Source organism: Nostocoides sp. (genome assembly GCF_037045025.1).
Taxonomy (GTDB): domain Bacteria; phylum Actinomycetota; class Actinomycetes; order Actinomycetales; family Dermatophilaceae; genus Nostocoides_A.
This window is the reverse complement of record NZ_JBAOHM010000015.1, coordinates 447005-462497: the sequence shown is the minus strand read 5'-3', so window position 1 is coordinate 462497 and position 15493 is coordinate 447005. Positions and strand designations below refer to the sequence as shown.

The 15493-nt window shown below is 69.7% G+C and carries 17 protein-coding genes; 3 read left to right on the top strand and 14 right to left on the bottom strand.

The window, feature by feature from the left end; genetic code table 11:
- Positions 1-28: 28 nt before the first annotated feature.
- The 3 genes from V9G19_RS21220 to V9G19_RS21210 are packed head-to-tail and all read right to left on the bottom strand — an operon-like array spanning position 29 to position 2081.
- Positions 29-1042, bottom strand: coding sequence for an LLM class flavin-dependent oxidoreductase (locus tag V9G19_RS21220; RefSeq protein WP_462287614.1), 1014 nt, complete (start codon positions 1040-1042; stop codon positions 29-31).
- 23 nt (positions 1043-1065) lie between these two features.
- Positions 1066-1224 (bottom strand): hypothetical protein, encoded by a 159-nt coding sequence (locus V9G19_RS21215; protein ID WP_462287389.1) that lies wholly within the window; start codon positions 1222-1224, stop codon positions 1066-1068.
- Positions 1221-2081 (bottom strand): NAD(P)/FAD-dependent oxidoreductase, encoded by an 861-nt coding sequence (locus tag V9G19_RS21210; protein WP_462287388.1) that lies wholly within the window; start codon positions 2079-2081, stop codon positions 1221-1223. Before V9G19_RS21210 ends, V9G19_RS21215 begins: the two co-directional genes overlap by 4 nt.
- A 243-nt stretch (positions 2082-2324) precedes the next feature.
- Between V9G19_RS21210 and V9G19_RS21205 the strand changes: the two genes are divergently transcribed.
- A complete protein-coding gene (locus tag V9G19_RS21205) occupies positions 2325-3836 on the top strand; it encodes a molybdopterin-dependent oxidoreductase (RefSeq protein WP_462287387.1) in 1512 nt (503 codons plus the stop codon).
- 4 nt (positions 3837-3840) lie between these two features.
- Entirely contained in the window at positions 3841-4722 is an 882-nt protein-coding gene (focA, locus tag V9G19_RS21200) for a formate transporter FocA (RefSeq protein ID WP_462287386.1), read from the top strand.
- A gap of 24 nt (positions 4723-4746) precedes the next feature.
- On the opposite strand, the gene V9G19_RS21195 is transcribed toward focA, so the two are convergent.
- The 10 genes from V9G19_RS21195 to V9G19_RS21150 are packed head-to-tail and all read right to left on the bottom strand — an operon-like array spanning position 4747 to position 14481.
- Positions 4747-5535 carry a thioesterase II family protein gene (locus V9G19_RS21195; protein ID WP_462287385.1) on the bottom strand — a complete coding sequence of 263 codons (789 nt, stop codon included), beginning with the start codon at positions 5533-5535 and terminating at the stop codon, positions 4747-4749.
- Positions 5517-6608, bottom strand: a complete 1092-nt coding sequence (locus V9G19_RS21190; RefSeq protein ID WP_462287384.1) for a hypothetical protein — start codon at positions 6606-6608, stop codon at positions 5517-5519. Before V9G19_RS21190 ends, V9G19_RS21195 begins: the two co-directional genes overlap by 19 nt.
- Entirely contained in the window at positions 6605-7849 is a 1245-nt protein-coding gene (locus V9G19_RS21185; protein WP_462287383.1) for a cytochrome P450, read from the bottom strand. Before V9G19_RS21185 ends, V9G19_RS21190 begins: the two co-directional genes overlap by 4 nt.
- Positions 7846-8619 carry a methyltransferase domain-containing protein gene (locus V9G19_RS21180; protein ID WP_462287382.1) on the bottom strand — a complete coding sequence of 258 codons (774 nt, stop codon included), beginning with the start codon at positions 8617-8619 and terminating at the stop codon, positions 7846-7848. Before V9G19_RS21180 ends, V9G19_RS21185 begins: the two co-directional genes overlap by 4 nt.
- Positions 8616-9740, bottom strand: coding sequence for an acyl-CoA dehydrogenase (locus V9G19_RS21175; RefSeq protein ID WP_462287381.1), 1125 nt, complete (start codon positions 9738-9740; stop codon positions 8616-8618). Before V9G19_RS21175 ends, V9G19_RS21180 begins: the two co-directional genes overlap by 4 nt.
- Positions 9737-10900 (bottom strand): acyl-CoA dehydrogenase family protein, encoded by a 1164-nt coding sequence (locus V9G19_RS21170; protein WP_462287613.1) that lies wholly within the window; start codon positions 10898-10900, stop codon positions 9737-9739. Before V9G19_RS21170 ends, V9G19_RS21175 begins: the two co-directional genes overlap by 4 nt.
- On the bottom strand, positions 10900-12507 hold the full coding sequence (locus V9G19_RS21165; protein ID WP_462287380.1) for an amino acid adenylation domain-containing protein: 1608 nt from the start codon (positions 12505-12507) through the stop codon (positions 10900-10902). Before V9G19_RS21165 ends, V9G19_RS21170 begins: the two co-directional genes overlap by 1 nt.
- The gene (locus V9G19_RS21160) at positions 12504-12764 is read right to left on the bottom strand and encodes a phosphopantetheine-binding protein (RefSeq protein ID WP_462287379.1); all 261 of its coding nucleotides are present in this window, start codon (positions 12762-12764) and stop codon (positions 12504-12506) included. The genes V9G19_RS21165 and V9G19_RS21160 overlap by 4 nt, the downstream gene beginning before the upstream one ends.
- A complete protein-coding gene (locus V9G19_RS21155) occupies positions 12761-13729 on the bottom strand; it encodes an EamA family transporter (protein ID WP_462287378.1) in 969 nt (322 codons plus the stop codon). The genes V9G19_RS21160 and V9G19_RS21155 overlap by 4 nt, the downstream gene beginning before the upstream one ends.
- Positions 13726-14481 carry an iron-containing redox enzyme family protein gene (locus tag V9G19_RS21150; RefSeq protein WP_462287377.1) on the bottom strand — a complete coding sequence of 252 codons (756 nt, stop codon included), beginning with the start codon at positions 14479-14481 and terminating at the stop codon, positions 13726-13728. The genes V9G19_RS21155 and V9G19_RS21150 overlap by 4 nt, the downstream gene beginning before the upstream one ends.
- A 68-nt stretch (positions 14482-14549) precedes the next feature.
- Here V9G19_RS21150 and V9G19_RS21145 point away from each other — a divergent pair, with 68 nt between their 5' ends.
- Positions 14550-14828, top strand: a complete 279-nt coding sequence (locus V9G19_RS21145; protein ID WP_462287376.1) for a hypothetical protein — start codon at positions 14550-14552, stop codon at positions 14826-14828.
- Positions 14829-14929: 101 nt separating this feature from the next.
- Here V9G19_RS21145 and V9G19_RS21140 read toward each other — a convergent pair whose 3' ends face one another.
- Positions 14930-15406, bottom strand: a complete 477-nt coding sequence (locus V9G19_RS21140; protein WP_462287375.1) for a universal stress protein — start codon at positions 15404-15406, stop codon at positions 14930-14932.
- Positions 15407-15493 lie beyond the last annotated feature (87 nt).

Sequence of the window (15493 nt, the reverse complement as noted above, 5' to 3'; positions counted from 1 at the left end):
TCCCTCGCTGAATCATTTCAAAGCGACCCTATCGCGGGGATTGGATGGACCGGCCGTCGGTTGGTCGGTCGATCGTCGCGAGGATGTCGAGGGCGGCGTGCCGGTCGGCCAGCTCGGGGGCGGCATTGGTGATCATCAGCTCGTCGGCGCCGGTTTCGGCCCGGAAGGAGGCGAGATAGGCGGCGATCTCGTCGCGGTCGCCGACCGCGGTGTAGGTCAGCATGTGCCGCGCTTGCGCCGCCACCGGCGAGGCCATCAGAGTCTCGATCGCCGCGTCGTCGAGTGGTCCCGAGAATCCGGGGACCCGACCGGCCAGGCTGCGCACCCGTGAGCGGAGCACCCGGTCGGCGAGCGCCCGAGCTGTCGAACTCTCTTGCGCAGCAACGACATTCAGCGCGGCGATCGCATAGGGCTGGCTCAGTTGGTCCGACGGTCGGAAATTGTCCCGATAGGCGCTCATCGCCGCGAGCAACGCGTTGGGCGCAAAATGGCTGGCGAACGCATAGGGCAGGCCGAAGGCGGCGGCGAGCTGCGCGCCATACAGCGACGAGCCGAGGATGTAGAGCGGGACCTTGGTGCCGGCGCCCGGGTGGGCAGCGACGCCGGGGATGAGCGACTCGCCGGCGAGATAGCCCTGCAACTCCCGGATGTCCGACGGGAACTCGTCGGACGCGCGCGGGTCGCGGCGAAGCGCACGCAGCGTGACCGGGTCGGTCCCGGGTGCGCGGCCGAGACCGAGGTCGATCCGGCCGGGGTGTAGCTCGGCGAGCGTGCCGAACTGCTCGGCGATGATCAGCGGGGCGTGATTGGGCAGCATGACCCCGCCGGCCCCGACGCGGATCGTCCCGGTGTTTGCGGCGATGTGGGCGATGAGCACCGCGGTCGCCGCGGACGCGATCGAGTTCATGTTGTGGTGCTCCGCGAACCACAGCCGCGTGAAGCGCCCGGAGGCATCGGCATGCTTGGCCAGCTCGACGCTGTCGGCGAGCGCCTCGGCCACCGGCTGGCCGTGACGCACCACGGCGAGATCGAGGATCGACATCGGTGTCCGGGTGGGAGTCTCGTTCACGTCTCCACCGTATGCCGCGCCGCGCCCGGGATCGCCTCGCCGGGTGTGCTCGCCTCGCCAGCCTGGCCTGCCTCTGCCGCGCGGCGGGCCTCGTCGGCGAGATCGGCGTTGATGGCGATCGCGGCCTTGAGACCTTGCGCCGCGGCGTCGATCACCTGGGCGTTGATGTGCGCAGGTTGCCGGCGACCCAGACACCGGGGACCTCGGTTTTGCCGTGGTCGTCCGATGGGACGATGGCGCCCCATTCGTCGGGTTCGTCGCGCACCGGAACGCCGAGATCGTCGAGCAGCGCGCGCCGGATGTGCACGGTGGGAGAGACGAGGAGTGCCTCGACTGCGGTCTCGCGGCCGTCGGCATGCACGACACCGGCGAGGGAATCACCGTCACCGGAGCGGACGGCGACGACCCGGCCGTCGACGACGGCGATCCCGCGGACGCCTAGGCCGCTCCGTTCCCGCGGACTCGGGTCGATGAGGTCGTTGGTCAACAGGACGACCCGGGGTGCCCACTGGAGGACCAGATGGGCCTCGCCGACCGACTCCGGGCCGCAGGCGAGCACACCGACCGTGCGGTCGCCGATCTCGCAGCCGCGGCAGTAGGGGCAATGGAAGACCGCCGCGCCCCAGTGGTCGCGCAGGCCCTCGACATCGGGCAGTTCGTCGACCAGCCCCATCGCGAGCAGCAACCGGCGCGCGTGGAGGTGCTCGCCGTCGTCGACGTCCACCGTGAAGCCCGCCCTGCCGTCGACGGTCGTCGGCCGCGCCGCCACGGCCCGGACGGTGCGGAACACCGCGCCGAACTCGGCGACCTCGTCCCGGCCGATGCTCAGCAGATCGGCCGGGCACAGCCCGTCCCGGGTGAGATAGCCGCGCATGTGGTCATCGAACCGGTTGCGCGCCTCGCCGGAGTCCAGCACGAGCGTCGAGCGGCAGGCCTGGCTGAGGATCAACGCGGCGCTCAGGCCTGCGGCGCCGCCTCCGACGACGATCACATCATGGTGCGGTTCGCTCACCCGAGTCACTTTAAACACCGGCGAGCGGACGGGGAGTCCGAGCGTATATGCTGCTAATCCGGTAAAATCTCCAACGGTCGATTCCCGGCCGACCCAACGCTGGCCGTCCGGAGTCCTGGACTAGTCAAAGAAGCTGGTAGTAAGTTTCACCGCAGATTAGATGATTTAGAGGGCGCAGCAACGCTCCGCCGCTGCCGGCTTGCTAGCCTGGCTCCCACCGGCTCGTGCTAGGTAAGGATTCCGATGGGCGACTTCCCCTTCTGGCTTCGTGCGCAGCACCTCCTCAACTTCTTCTTGATCGGCCTGCTGCTGCGTTCCGGCTGGCAGATCATCGCCACCCACCCGCGGTTCTACTGGCGCAACGACTGTGGCCCGGGCACGGAATGGATCAAGTTCACCAAGCGTGTGGTTCCCCCCGAGGAGGGGGCGTTCATGGCGCGCGACGACGAGTCCGAGCTGCCGAGTTGGCTGGCACTGCCCGGCGGGAAGAACATCGGGCTCGGCCGGCACTGGCACGGCGTGGTCACCTTGTTGTGGCTGCTCAACGGGTTCGTCTATGTGTTCTTGCTGTTCGCGACCGGCCTGTGGCGACGGATCATTCCGACGTCGTTCGACGTCTTCCCCGAGGCGTGGCGCGAGTTCGTGTCCTACATCCAGCTGCAGGTGCCCTCCATCGAGCACTACCAGCCGTATGGCGCGTTGCAGCAGCTCGCCTACACCGCGGTGCTTTTCGTCTTCGCGCCGCTGATGATGGTCACCGGGCCGATCATGTCGCCCGCGGTGATCGGCCGGTTCCCGTGGTATCCGAAGCTCTTCGGTGGCCGGCAAGCGGCCCGGTCCATCCACTTTCTCGGCATGGTCGCGATCAGCATTTTCGTGGTCACGCACGTGGCGATGGTCTTCCTCGTCCACCGGCAGCACAACATCCTGCACATGGTCTTCGGCTCCTCGACCGACACCAGCCGCTACGGCGTCGCGTTGATGCTCTTCCTCGCCACGATCGTCCTGGTCGTGTCCGCCTGGATCGCGATCAGCTACCTGAGCCTGATCGACATCCGCAAGACCCAGAAGTTCCTCTTCGCGATCCTGGAGCCGGTCCGCCGGCTCACCGTCAACAAGTTCGCCTCCCGCACCCGACAGCTCGGCACCTACACCGAGGCGGACATCTCCCCATACCACTGGAGCAATGGGCGCCACCCGACCCCAGAGGAGTCGCCGGAGTGGACCGAGCTGGCGCAGAACGATTTCCGCGACTTCGTGCTGGAGATCGGCCCGCCCGAGAACCCCGTGCGCGTGACGGGGGACGAGATCAAGGCGCTGCCCCAACAGACCCAGATCGCCATGCATACCTGCATGCAGGGGTGGACCGGCATCGCCAAGTGGACAGGTCCGAAGGTCATGGACCTGATGGCGTTGGGTGGGGAGCGTCCGGCCGACGCTCAATATCTCATGGTCACCTCATTTGGATACGCGCAAAAGATGCACGGCGACAAGCCACTTGAGCCCTACTACTCGTGCATTCCGTTGGCGGACTGCATGGAGGACGAGTCGATCTTCGCCTGGGAGATGAACGACAAGCCGCTGCCGTGGACCTTTGGGGCACCGATGCGGATCCGGATCGAGTCGATCCACGGCTACAAGATGGTCAAGTACATTCGCCGGGTCGAATGGATCCACGACTACAGCAGCTACGGTGACGGAATGGGTGGAACGCGAGAGGATTCCGGCTACCAAGTCATCAACGCGAGGATCTGACGACATGGCCGACGATTTCCACCCGATGCTGACCCCGGCCGAGATGGCCCGCGCTGCCGAGGATGCTGCGGTAGCCAAGGCCACCGGCCGGCCGTTGAAGTCCTTCCTGCTCGGCCTGACCGCCGGTGGCTACATCGCGCTGGGGTTCGTCTTCTTTGTGACCAGCCAGGTCGGTGCCGCCACCGTGCCCTATGGGCTGGCCCGGGTCGTTGGCGGCATCGTCTTTGCCACCGGCCTGGCCCTGGTCGTCCTCACCGGCGCCGAGCTGTTCACATCATCGACGCTGACGCTCACCGCACGCGCCAGCGGGCGGATCACCTGGGGACAGTTGCTGCTCAACTGGCTGGTCGTCTATGTCGCCAACTTCATCGGCTCAATCACGATCATGGTGCTGGTCTTCCTCGGCGGCGTGCACCACAACGCCAAGAGCGGGTGGGGCGCGGTCGTCCTCAACACCTCGGCGGCCAAACTGCACCACACCTTCGTCGAGTCGCTCGCCCTCGGCGTGTTGTGCAATCTGATGGTGTGCCTGGCGATCTGGGCGGCCTATTCGGGCCGCACGACGACCGACAAGGTGATCGCCGTGACGATGCCGATCGCCCTCTTCGTCGCCAGCGGCTTCGAGCACTCGGTCGCAAACATGTTCATGATCCCGTTGGGCATCACGATCCGGCAGTTCGCGGGCGACGACTTCTGGGCCCAGTCCGGGTTGGACCCCTCCGCCTTTGCCGATGTGACCTGGCCGAGCTTCCTCGCCCACAACCTCTTGCCCGTGACGATCGGCAATGTCATCGGTGGCGGCGTGATGATCGGCATCCTCTATTGGACGGTCTTCCACCTGGCCGTCCGCCACGATGGACCGGCCAGCGTCGGTCCCAAACCGTAGGCCGGGCGCGCGGCCTTCGGCAGGTCAGCTGCGCCACGTGAGGTCGCCGACGCGTGCCCAGGTGTCCGGGCCGAAGAAGTGGCCCTCGGCGACCATGACGATCTCGGTATCGGCGCTGACGGCCCGCCAGCCGGGGATCACCGCCGGCGGGACCAGCAGGTCGTGCTCGCCAGCGACGATCGTGACCGGGCAGGCCAGCCGGGTCGGTGTGGTGGGCTGGTGGCCGGCGGCCAGGCGCAGGTCGGCGCGGAAGGTGCGCAGGAACATCTTTAGGAAGCGCGGATGCCGTTGGACGACCTCGGGGAGCCCGCCGAGCCGGGCGAGGTAGTCGATCAGGCCCTCGTCGTCCAGCGCGTCCAGCGTGCTGGCCGAGGTGAACTCCCACGGTGGCGCGCAGGCACCCAGGACGATCCGCTCGGGCCTGCAACCGCTCGCCTCGGTGCGCTCGGCGACCGCGGCCGCCAGCAAACCTCCCATGCTGTGCCCGTATGCCGCCCAGCGCGGCCACGCGGCCGTCGTCACCTCCCGCGCGAGGTCGTCGGCGAGCGCGTCGAAGTCGTCGTAGGCCCGTTCGCCGAGGCGGCGGCCGTGGCCGGGCAGCTCGACGGCGACGACCCGAGTGCCTGCAGATGGTGCGTCGGTCCACGGGCGATAGAAGGCGGCGCCGACTCCGGCGGGCGGCAGGCACAACAGGACACGGTCGTCCGGGCCGAGGCCGTCGATCCGCGGGATCAGCGCTGCCGTGGGCCGAGCGAGTTCCGCACCCCGATGGCTTGACGCGTGGGCCGGAAGGCTCAGCGTGGCTGCATCCACGGCTGCAATCCTCGTGTGGCGCTGATGTCGGCCCCGGCGGCGATGTCGGCAGCCGCCGCCTCGGCGGCGATGACCCGGTCGAGCGCGGTGAACACGCTGGGCACGCGGACCGCCCTGCGGGACAGGCCGGAGTTGCACAGCAGCTTGAACAACTGCCACGCCTTGGCGGCGCGCTCCACGGCGGCGACCAGCCGGGTCGGATCGCCGAGCGTGCGTTCCCACGCGGTCGGCGCGAACCGCGACGCCTGGATCATCGCCGTCTCGGAGCGCTCGATGAGCAGGGCGGCGGTGTAGGAATTGCGCAGCTGGGCATAGCCGTCGACGTCCAACCCGGCGCCGGCGCTGCCGGCCAGGTCGCGTTCGAGACACTGGCGATAACGCTGCAGGGTGGCGGGCAGGTCGACCTGGTCGCGCAGATAGGCGGCGACGGCGCTCTCGGTGTCGCGGTCGACTCGGCCGGAGGCGAGCGCGGCGCGCGTGTCCTGCCCGAGGTTGAGATGATAGAGCGTGTCCGGCTTCTCATAGACGTGCACGAGGTTGGAGCGGATCGCGTGCTCGAAGAGCCGCCGGTCGAAGCGCAGCACGAGGTTCTTGACGCCGACATTGTCGATCCCGGTGTAGGAGTCGTCGTCGTAGTCGATGATCGTCACCTTGTGGCCGTTGGTGCGGTGCTCGCGCAGGTAGTACTCCTCGAAGTGCTCGTGGTAGTAGGAGTCGACCCGGGCGATGCAGTAGCCGTGGGTGCGGACCGCGTCGCGCAGCGCGCTCGCCACGTCGTCGCGAACCGGTACCTGGGACTTCCACACCCCCCACCGATCCATCAACACCACGTCGCGGGCGGCCTCGCTGTCCAGGATGCTGCGGCAACGCAGCCCACCCCACGCGGCGTCGATCACCGGTCGCGCGGTCACCGCCAGAAAGGACCCGAACAGCTCCGGCGGCAGCAGTTGGGCGAGCGAGACGACATGGCAGTCGTAGTAGACGCTGTCCACGGCCTCCCAGCGGCGGCCGGTGCGCGTGGACAGGTGCCGGGTGATCTCGATCGGGACGGGGAGTTCCAGGGCGGCGGTCATGGCCTCTCCAGGTGGGGGTGTTCCGTCGGGGTGTATTCCAGCGGCAGGGTTGTGGGAGAACGGAATGCCGTGCCGGTAATCGCGGTGCCGGCGCCGGGGGCCAGGCGCAGGCCGGGGCAGCGCCGCAGCAGCGCGGTGATCGCCCCGACGACTTCGACCTGGGCCATCGCGCGCCCCATGCACCGGTGGCGGCCGGCACCGAAGGACACGTGCCGGGAGGCGTCACGTGTCGGGTCGAAGCTGTCCGGGTCGGCAAAGACAGCCCGGTCCCGGTTGGCTGACGCGAGCAGGACGGTGATGAGGGCTCCCCGGGGAAGTGTCACCCCGCAGACCTCGGTGCCGGTCCAGATGCGCACGGTGGAGTGGATCGGCGGCTCGAAGCGGAGCGTCTCGTCGACGACGCCCGGGACCAGGCGGGGGTCGGCGGTCACCTGGTCAAGCAGTGTTGGCCGAGTCACGAGACAGGCAATCACATTGGCGAGCAAGCGATTCGAGGTGTCGATGGCGGCCGGGATGAGGAGTCCGATGTGGCGCAGGATCTCCTCGTCGGTGAGCGGTCCCTTGGACCCGGTGCCGGTGACAAGCTGCCCGATCAGCGTGCCGTCGGGGCGCGCGCGGGTGGCGGCGATCACCTCGGTGAGGTCGGCGGACATCCGGGCGAGCGCCGTCCGGGCCCGGTCGCGGTTCTCGGGGGTCGCGGTGTCGAGGAAGGCGATGACGTCCTCGCTGCATGCCCGGAACGGCTCGCGCAGCTCCCGGGGTACGCCGATGACTGCGCTCATCACGGCGATCGGCACGCGGTCGGCGAAGTCGGCGACGGCGTCGAAGCTGGGGCGTCCGTCCAGGTCGTCGATCACCGCACGGACGGCCTCGGCGACGATCGTGTCCTCGTATGCCGGGACCGCGGCCACCGAGAACGCCCGGCTGCTCAGCGCGCGCAGCTGAATGTGCTCATCGCCGTCGACGTCCATGACGGTGCGGCCAAAGAGGACCCGTGAGGCGCGAAAGGGCGACTCCACTGTTGCCTGGCGACTGCGCAGGACGGCAGTGACGCTCTCGTATGTCGTTGCCGCATAACACCGTTCGTTGCTGAGCCGGACGATGTCGCCCAGCTCGCGCAGGTGCGCATAGGTTGGGTAGGGGTCCCGGGCGATTTCCGGTGACCGGAGGCAGGCGCCGGAGACCGGGATTGGCTGATCCGCTGCCGCGCTGCGCGGAATCGCCGCCAGGGCGCTGCTCATCCGGGCTTCTCCGCCACGAAGCGCAGCCGCCAGTAGTCGGCGATCCAGCCCTGCGGGGTGTGCAGGAAGGCGCGGGTGCGGTCCGCCGCGGCGGCGATCACGTCCGCGCGCTCCTCGGACGGGAAACTGTCGAGCAGCCGGTCGCCGAACATCCGCAACCAGCCGGTCACGCCGTCCGGCCCGGCCAGCGGTGTAGGCCGGGAGAAGTGCTCCATGAAGCACACCCGCAGGCCGGCCGCCTCGAGAACCGCGCTGTGCTCGGCGATCGTCGGGAAATACCACGGCGAGGTCACCGCGACACCGCGGGCGTCGCCCTCGGCGCTCACCGCCTCGATGATCGTCGCGACGTTGCCGGCGCCACCCATCTCGGCGACGAACCGGCCACCCGGCCGGAGGGCGGCGACCACGCAGCGCGCGACCTCGCTCGGCCGGGTCATCCAGTGCAGAGCGGCATTGGAAAAGACGACGTCGACCGGTGCCGGCACCGTGAAGCTCTGGCCATCGGCGACGCGAATGTCTAGCTCCGGCAACAGTTCCCGGGCCGTGCGCACCATTTCTGGGTCACCGTCGATCCCGCTGACGACGGCGCCGTTGACGTGGAACTGCTGCATGAGCGTCCCCGTGCCGCAGCCGAGGTCGAGCACCACCTCGCCGGCACGGACCGCGGCGAGCTCCACGGCTCCTGCCCCGAACCGGGAAACGTAGCCGAAGCGTTCGTTGTATCCCGTCGCGTCCCAGGTCCGGCAGTTGCGCGACGCGCTCTGGATCACTTGACGCCCCGGTCCACCAGGTCGAGCATCAACTCGGTCGTGCCGCCGGCGATGGCCAGCCCGGCCGCGTCCTGCCAGACCCGGCCGACCGGGTGGCCGTCGACATAGGCGGTCGCGCCGTGCCACTGGACGCACGAGTCGCTGACCGCCTCGGCGGTCCGCGCGGCCAGCAGCTTGCACGCCGCCGCGGCGGCCGGGGGCAGGCTTCCGGTGCTCATCTCCCGCAACACCTTGTCAACATAGGTCTTGGCGGTGAGGATGTCGGCGACGTGACCGGCCAGCGAGAACTGCACGGCCTGCCGGGAGAGCAGCGAGGCACCGAAGGTGCGGCGGGTCGCGGCATACCCGACAGTCTTGGCCAAGACGAAGGCCGAGAGCGCGACCAGGCGCACCGAGACCATGACCCGCTCGTGCGACCAGTGCCGGGTCAACGGCAACAGGCCGCCGCCGCGTGGGCCGAGAAGGTGGCCGTGGCGAAGGCGCACCTGGTCGAAGGAGACCTCGGCGAGCATCCCGGACAGGCTGGCCGAGTCGAGCCGGTTGACGGTGACCCCGGGCGCGTCCGCCGGCACTGCCACCAGGGTGTGGCTGCCGAAAGCATTGCCGGCATCGGGGTCGGCGCTCAACACGAGGAAGTAGTCGGCGATCGGGCCGCCGCTGACCACGCTCTTGTGGCCGTCGACCACCAGGTCGTCGTCGCCCACCGACACCTTGGTGGTCATCGCCGACAGATCGGTGCCGCCCGCGGTCTCGGTGACCGCGAGCGCCGGGACGGCCAGACCGGCGACAGCCTGCATGCGGATCTGCCGGGCAACCGGGTTGGCCTGGAAGCGATTCAGCAGAGCAACGCCGACCTCGAGGTGGGTCAGGGCGGCGGCGCCGACCGCGCCAAGCCCGGCGAGCCCGAGCCGCTCGTGCAGCGCGGCGCTGCGGGCGATCCGGTCACCGAACGTGGGGGCGTCGGCGACGGCAGCCAGGACGCCGTGATGAGCCAGCGTGTGCAGGGCGTCACGCGGATCGGGTTCGGCGATAGCCCAATCGGCGGCGAGACCGTCGACGACGGCATCGGTGGCGGCGTCGCCTAGCGTGGCGGGGAACCACGACGGCCGGATGGCGTTCATGCCGCAACCCCCAAGGCGGCGCGGGCGATCGCGGTGAGCATCATTTCGTCCGATCCGGTCGAGATGGAATAGAGGCGGGCGTCGCGGCGGGCCCGTCCGGCCGGATGTCCGGTCATCTGGGCGGCCGCGCCGAAGGCGTGGCTGACGGCATCGGCGACGTCCCGGACCAGCCGGCTCGACTTCAGTTTCACGGCTGGCGACCACACGTTGAGCGTTTCGCCGGCGATCCAGGCGTCGACCGCCCGGTAGGTCAGTTCGGTGATCGCGCGGACACCGACGTGGAGCTCTGCGAAGCGGTGCGCCACGGTCTGGCGCGAGCGCAGCGGGCGGCCGTCGACGTAGCGGCTGTCGATCCAGGCATAGCCGATCTCGAGCAGGTCCCGGGCCGTGGCGCACGCGCGGACGGCCGAGATGATCCGCTCCTCCTCAAACTGGCGCAGCTGGACGACCAGCCCCATCCCGTGGCCGCCGAGGCGGAAATCCTCGGGGACGAGCACATCCTCGAAGCGAACCTCGCTGGTCACCGATGCCGTGCCGACGCCGATCGTGTTGGCGGGCTCGCCGACGACGACTCCGGGCAGGTCCCGGGCCACCGACAGCATCACGAAGCCGAACGGGGGGCGAGCATCGGGAAGGCGGGCGAGAACGGCATACGCGCCGGCCTCGTTGCCGTTGACGACGAGCGTCTTGGTGCCGCGCAGGAGATAGCCACGCGGGGTGCGCTCGGCGAGGGTCGCCACTGCGGCCACGTCGGAGCCGGCGTCGGCCTCCGAAACGGCATGGGCGAGAACAAGATCGCCGCGCAGGGCCGGCGACAAGTGCACGGCCCGCGCCAGCTCGCTGCCGTGGGTGGCGAGCATCGGGGCGACCATGTCGTTGTGGACGGTCAGCGCCATGCCGAAGCCGCCGCTGGGGACGCTGGCCAGGGCTTCGGCGAGGACGACGTGATCCCAGATATCGCCGCCACCGCCGCCCTGAGCGCGGTCGAAGCGGCCACCGAGGAAGCCGTGCGCGCCGAAGTCGCGCACGATGGCGCGCAGCGGCATCGTCCCGGCGGCCTCCCAGCCCTCGACCTCCGGCATGACATGCTCATCGAGGTAGTCGTCCAACCGGTCGGCCAGTTCCTCGTGGCGTTCGGTGAATCGTTCGATTTGTTGCATCACGCAGCCTCCTCGGCACCTGCAGCGCGCGTCGCGGCCCGCACGGCAACGACGTCGACCTTGCCCGACGACAGCCGCGGGAACGCGGCCTGGACGGTGACCCAGCTCGGCACCATGTGAGCGGGAAGCCGCTCGCGGCACCGGGCGAGCAGCGACTCGTCGGTCGTGGTCGCTGCCGCTTCGCCGCGGATCTCCACCGAGGCGACCAGGATGTCCTTGCCCCGGCTGTCCTGCTCGGGCCACACGAGGGCCGAGACGACACCGGGATGACTCTCCAGGGCGGCGCGGATCTCGCTGAGGTCTACACGGTGGCCGCCGATCTTGACCTGCTCATCGCGCCGCCCGTCGAACCACACCACACCGTCGCCGTCGCGGCGGCCGTAGTCGCCGGTCCGGTAGAACTGCTGGTCTCCGATGTGCAAGAACGCAACCCCGCTCAGGTCGGGCCGGCGGTGATAGCCGGTCATCACCTGGGGTCCGCCGATGAGGATCTCGCCCGGGCCGCAGGGCGCCACCGCCCCGGAGCCGTCGAGCAGGAACCGCACGGTCGTGCCGGGCAGTTCGCGACCGATCGGGATGACCTTGGCCGGGTCGGCGTGGGCGGCGTCGATTTCGTGGGCGAGGACGAGGCAGGTCGCCTCGGTCGGGCCATAGCCGTTGACGACGACGGCATCCGGCGCAGCCTCCAGCCAGGCGGCGACGGTGGCCGGGTTGAGCACCTCGGCGCCGGTCATGATCCGTCGCACGCTGCTCAGGTCGTATGCCGCCAGCCCGTTGCCCCGCTGCGCCAGGAGGCTCAGCGTGGATCCGACCGCTGCCAGGTGAGTGACCCGCTCCCGCTGGATGGTCCCGAGGATGCTGCCCGGCAACAGCACCGCCGAGGAGAGATGGACGTGGGCGCCGAGGGTCAGCGGATACCAGGTGTCGACGACGCTGACGTCGAAGTGGAACGCCGAGGTGTTCAGCCAGACCGAGTCCTCGGTGGCGGGCATGACGGTCGGGATGGCATCGAAGAACGCAGCCAGGGCGCGGTGGGGGATCAGGACGCCCTTGGGGGTTCCGGTGCTGCCGGAGGTATACAGGCAGTAGGCGGCGGCCTCGTGGGTGCGGCGATACCAGCCGGTCTCGCGGCGCCGGCGGCGGGTGCGCTGCTCGTGGAGGTCGTCCTTGCCGGAGCGCACCGGAATGACCTGCCGGCCGTCCGCGGCGAGCCTTTCCAGGAGGGCGGGGTCGCTGCCCGCGGGAGCGAGGACGACCTCGCAGCCGGCGTCGCCGAGCAGCTGGCGCTGACGCGCCAGCGGGGCGCGGGGATCGAGCGCCACGAAGGTGCCGCCCCAGCGCAGCACACCGAGCAGGCCGGCGACCGCCTCCGGGGTCTTCAGCCCGACCACGGCGACGACCGACGGGTCTTGCGGGCTGCCCGGGCGAAGCGACCCATCGCCTTCCAACGCGACCAGGTCGTCGGCGACCTGCCAGGAGGCCCGGACCAGATCGGCATACGTCAGCGTCGTGCGCCCGGCGGTGAGCGCGGGCGCTTTGGGGGCGCGCGCGGCAGCGGCGTCGATCCGCTCGACGATGTCGATGATCGGGCGTTTGCGGGCGTTCATGCCGCGAATGCGGGACGTCGGCGTTCGATCAGCAACTCCAGGGCGCTGAGGCTGACCAGGCCATCGAGGTCGTCCGGGTCGTCGCCGAACTCGACGCCGAAGTCCTCGCTCAGGTGCGTGGTCAACTCGACGGCGTCCAGGGAGTCCATGTTGAGGCCGAGCATGAAGTCGTCGGTGCGCTCCAGGACGGCGGCGACGTCGACGGTGGGCTTGATTGTGGCGAGCACGGCGATCAGCTGGGAGCGGAGGGTCGTCATCGGAGGGACTCCTTGGCGTCGAGGCGGGGCGGTGCGGCGGGGCTCCAGGTCAGCGAGCGCACGCTCGGGCGGTTCAGCGGTTTGACGGCGGTCGTCGGCGCCGGACGGGTGGGCAGGCACAGGGCGACGGCGAGGCAGACGACGAGGGCGCCCGCGGCGGTGCCGCGGCCGATCGGTTCGTGCAGGACCACGGCACCGAGGATCAGGGCGACGATCGGGTTGACATAGGCGTGTGAGGTCGTGACCGGCCAGGGCAGCGTCGTCAGGCACCACTGGTAGGCAAAGAAGCCGGCGAGGGAGCCGAGCAGGACCAGGTGGGTCATCGCCACGATCCCGGCGCCGTCGAGCCGCGCGACGCTGGCGAGGTTCTCCCCGCGGGCGATCGCGGCGAGAAGGAGGGCGAGGCCGCCGGTGAGCATCTGATAGGCGCTGGCGCGGGCGGCTCCGATGTGCGGGCCGACCAGACGGCGGGCGAGGATGCCGGCCAGGGCCCACCCGGCCGCGGCGACCAGGACCATCACCTCGGCCCGCCCCCAGGTGTGCAGCGGCCCGCCGACGACGAGCATGACCCCGGTCAGGCCGAGCCCGGCGCTGACGAACGCTCGCGCCGGGTCGCCGCCGCCGAGTTGCATCCCGACGGCACACAGGGGCACGGTCGCGAAGAGGAGGGCGGCGCTGCCCGAGGCCAGGCTCTGCTCGGCGATGCTGACCAGGCCGTTGGCGAAGAGGAAGTGCAGCAGGCCGAGCCCGGTGAGGATGCCGAGGTCACGCCGAGCGCACCGGATGGCGCCGATGCCCTTGACGACGGCGAGACCGAGGAGCAGCAGGGCGCCGGCGATCGCGAACCGGACGCCGGCGGCGGCGAGGGGGTCGGCCTGTTGGACCAGGACCCGGATCGACAGGAAGGTCGACCCCCAGAAGAGGTAGACGGCGCCGAGCATGGCCCAGCCGAGGCGGCCGGTCATCGCCGTGCCCGGGCGAGGTTGGCGTCCAGATAGCGGGCCGAAGAGTTCAGCCGCCACAGGGCGCCGCGGGTCACGCCACGGCGGAAAGGCGCCGAGGCCGTTCCCGGCTTGACGACATTGGTGAACCATCCGGAGGCGTGCCGGGCGTCGATCGCGATGTGGCCATCGTGGTATTCGATCCCGGCCGGGTCGAGGCCGAGCCGCCGCCAGCCGGCGAGGACATTGCTGAACCGATCCGGAACGAGCCACTCGGTGACGGCGAGGAAACCGACCGCCTCGGGGAAGGTCTCGCGGTAGCGGGACAGCAGCATCGCGAGATTGCCCGACAACAGGCCCTCGGCGCTCATCTCCTCGCGCATCTCGACATCGCTGATCGCGAGGGTGTCCAGGGCGCGGGAGAACATCAGCGTATGGACGAGTTCGGGGTCGCCATTGCCCATCTCATCCCAGTAGTTCTCGGCGATCTCCAGCTTGGTGGTGCCGTCGGTGCCGAGTTGCAAAAGCGCGAGCAGGTCATCGAACCGGCCGTCGACCACCGACTCCTGAACGAGATATCGGCGCAGGTCAGCGGGGCTGGCTTCGTGCCGGATGAACTCCCGGTAGTACGGGTGCTTGAACGCGCGGTGGCGGCGGACGCGGTCCTTGAGCCACGGCACGAAGCCGTCGGCGGGGGCCGTGTCGAGATCTGCCAGGCAGAGATCCGTGCGCGCGAGCTGCGCGTCCTCGGCAGCCAGCGTCGCGTCTTCGAGCATCCGCAGGATCTCGGCGAGGGCGACGAGCGCTCGCCGCGCACGGCATACCGCGGCGCATCGAGCGTCGTGTGCAGGGCGAGCAGGCGGGCGAGCAGTTGCTGCTGGGCGTGGAAGGCCTCGTCGCTGCCCAGGTCTCGCAGCGCATTGACGTCGGTCACCGACGCGCGCAGGTCGTCGCCTTCGGGCGTGCGGAGCAGGACGGCATCGAGGTCGTCGGCAGTCCGGTCGAGCAGCGACTCGACCCGCTCGGCCCACGCCAGCGGCCCGGCCCGGTCGAGAAGCGCGCGATAGCCGACGGCGGCGGCGATGGTGACGGACACGGCTCTCCCCTGATGGTCGGGTGGTGATGACCACCCGCCTGCTGGTGGCAGCGCGGGCTGCTAGGGAAGAGCGGTGAGAGCCCCGACGGCAGGCGCAAATCTCACCATCCGGACGCCGGGAAGCGAGCTTAGGCTGGCGGTTCCTCGTCGCCGTGGATGATGAGCACCGGGCAGGAGCCGTGGCGGGCGACGAGGGTGCTGACCGAGCCAAGCATCAAGCCGCTGAAGCCACCGTGGCCCCGGCTGCCGAGGACGACCATCATCGCCTCCTTGGACCGGTCGATCAGGACCTTGGCGGGGTAGCCCTCGCCGGTGTGGAGCTTGAGCTTCTTGGGCGGCTTGCCCTTGAAGGCGCGCTCGGTGCAGGCGTGCAAGGCCTGCTTGGCGTGCTCGCCCTGGTCGACATCGATCGACAATTCGAGCGGGATGACCGGTGCCCACTCGACGGTGTGCTGCCAGGCCATCACTGCTTCGAGGGTCGCGTCGGCGTTGTCGGCGATGAACCGGCCCCACCGCAACGCCCGCTCGGACGCCTTCGATCCGTCCACGCCCACAACGACGCGATTGGTGCCCTTTTTGTCCTTGGGCTTGCCCGAGCCAGGCATGTCGAACTCCTTTGGCCGGCCTGACGAGGCATCGGCAACGGATGTCCGATGCACCTTAATTCTGGTCGGTTTCGGCGGGTGGCGCCA

Excerpts from the sequence above, each read along its gene's own strand:
- V9G19_RS21220 (WP_462287614.1), bottom strand. The coding sequence starts at position 1,042 with ATGTCGATCCTCGATCTCGCCGTGGTGCGTCACGGCCAGCCGGTGGCC.
- V9G19_RS21205 (WP_462287387.1), top strand. The coding sequence starts at position 2,325 with ATGGGCGACTTCCCCTTCTGGCTTCGTGCGCAGCACCTCCTCAACTTC.
- focA (WP_462287386.1), top strand. The coding sequence starts at position 3,841 with ATGGCCGACGATTTCCACCCGATGCTGACCCCGGCCGAGATGGCCCGC.
- V9G19_RS21190 (WP_462287384.1), bottom strand. The coding sequence starts at position 6,608 with ATGACCGCCGCCCTGGAACTCCCCGTCCCGATCGAGATCACCCGGCAC.
- V9G19_RS21185 (WP_462287383.1), bottom strand. The coding sequence starts at position 7,849 with ATGAGCAGCGCCCTGGCGGCGATTCCGCGCAGCGCGGCAGCGGATCAG.
- V9G19_RS21175 (WP_462287381.1), bottom strand. The coding sequence starts at position 9,740 with ATGAACGCCATCCGGCCGTCGTGGTTCCCCGCCACGCTAGGCGACGCC.
- V9G19_RS21170 (WP_462287613.1), bottom strand. The coding sequence starts at position 10,900 with ATGCAACAAATCGAACGATTCACCGAACGCCACGAGGAACTGGCCGAC.
- V9G19_RS21165 (WP_462287380.1), bottom strand. The coding sequence starts at position 12,507 with ATGAACGCCCGCAAACGCCCGATCATCGACATCGTCGAGCGGATCGAC.
- V9G19_RS21160 (WP_462287379.1), bottom strand. The coding sequence starts at position 12,764 with ATGACGACCCTCCGCTCCCAGCTGATCGCCGTGCTCGCCACAATCAAG.
- V9G19_RS21155 (WP_462287378.1), bottom strand. The coding sequence starts at position 13,729 with ATGACCGGCCGCCTCGGCTGGGCCATGCTCGGCGCCGTCTACCTCTTC.
- V9G19_RS21150 (WP_462287377.1), bottom strand. The coding sequence starts at position 14,481 with ATGCTCGAAGACGCGACGCTGGCTGCCGAGGACGCGCAGCTCGCGCGC.
- V9G19_RS21140 (WP_462287375.1), bottom strand. The coding sequence starts at position 15,406 with ATGCCTGGCTCGGGCAAGCCCAAGGACAAAAAGGGCACCAATCGCGTC.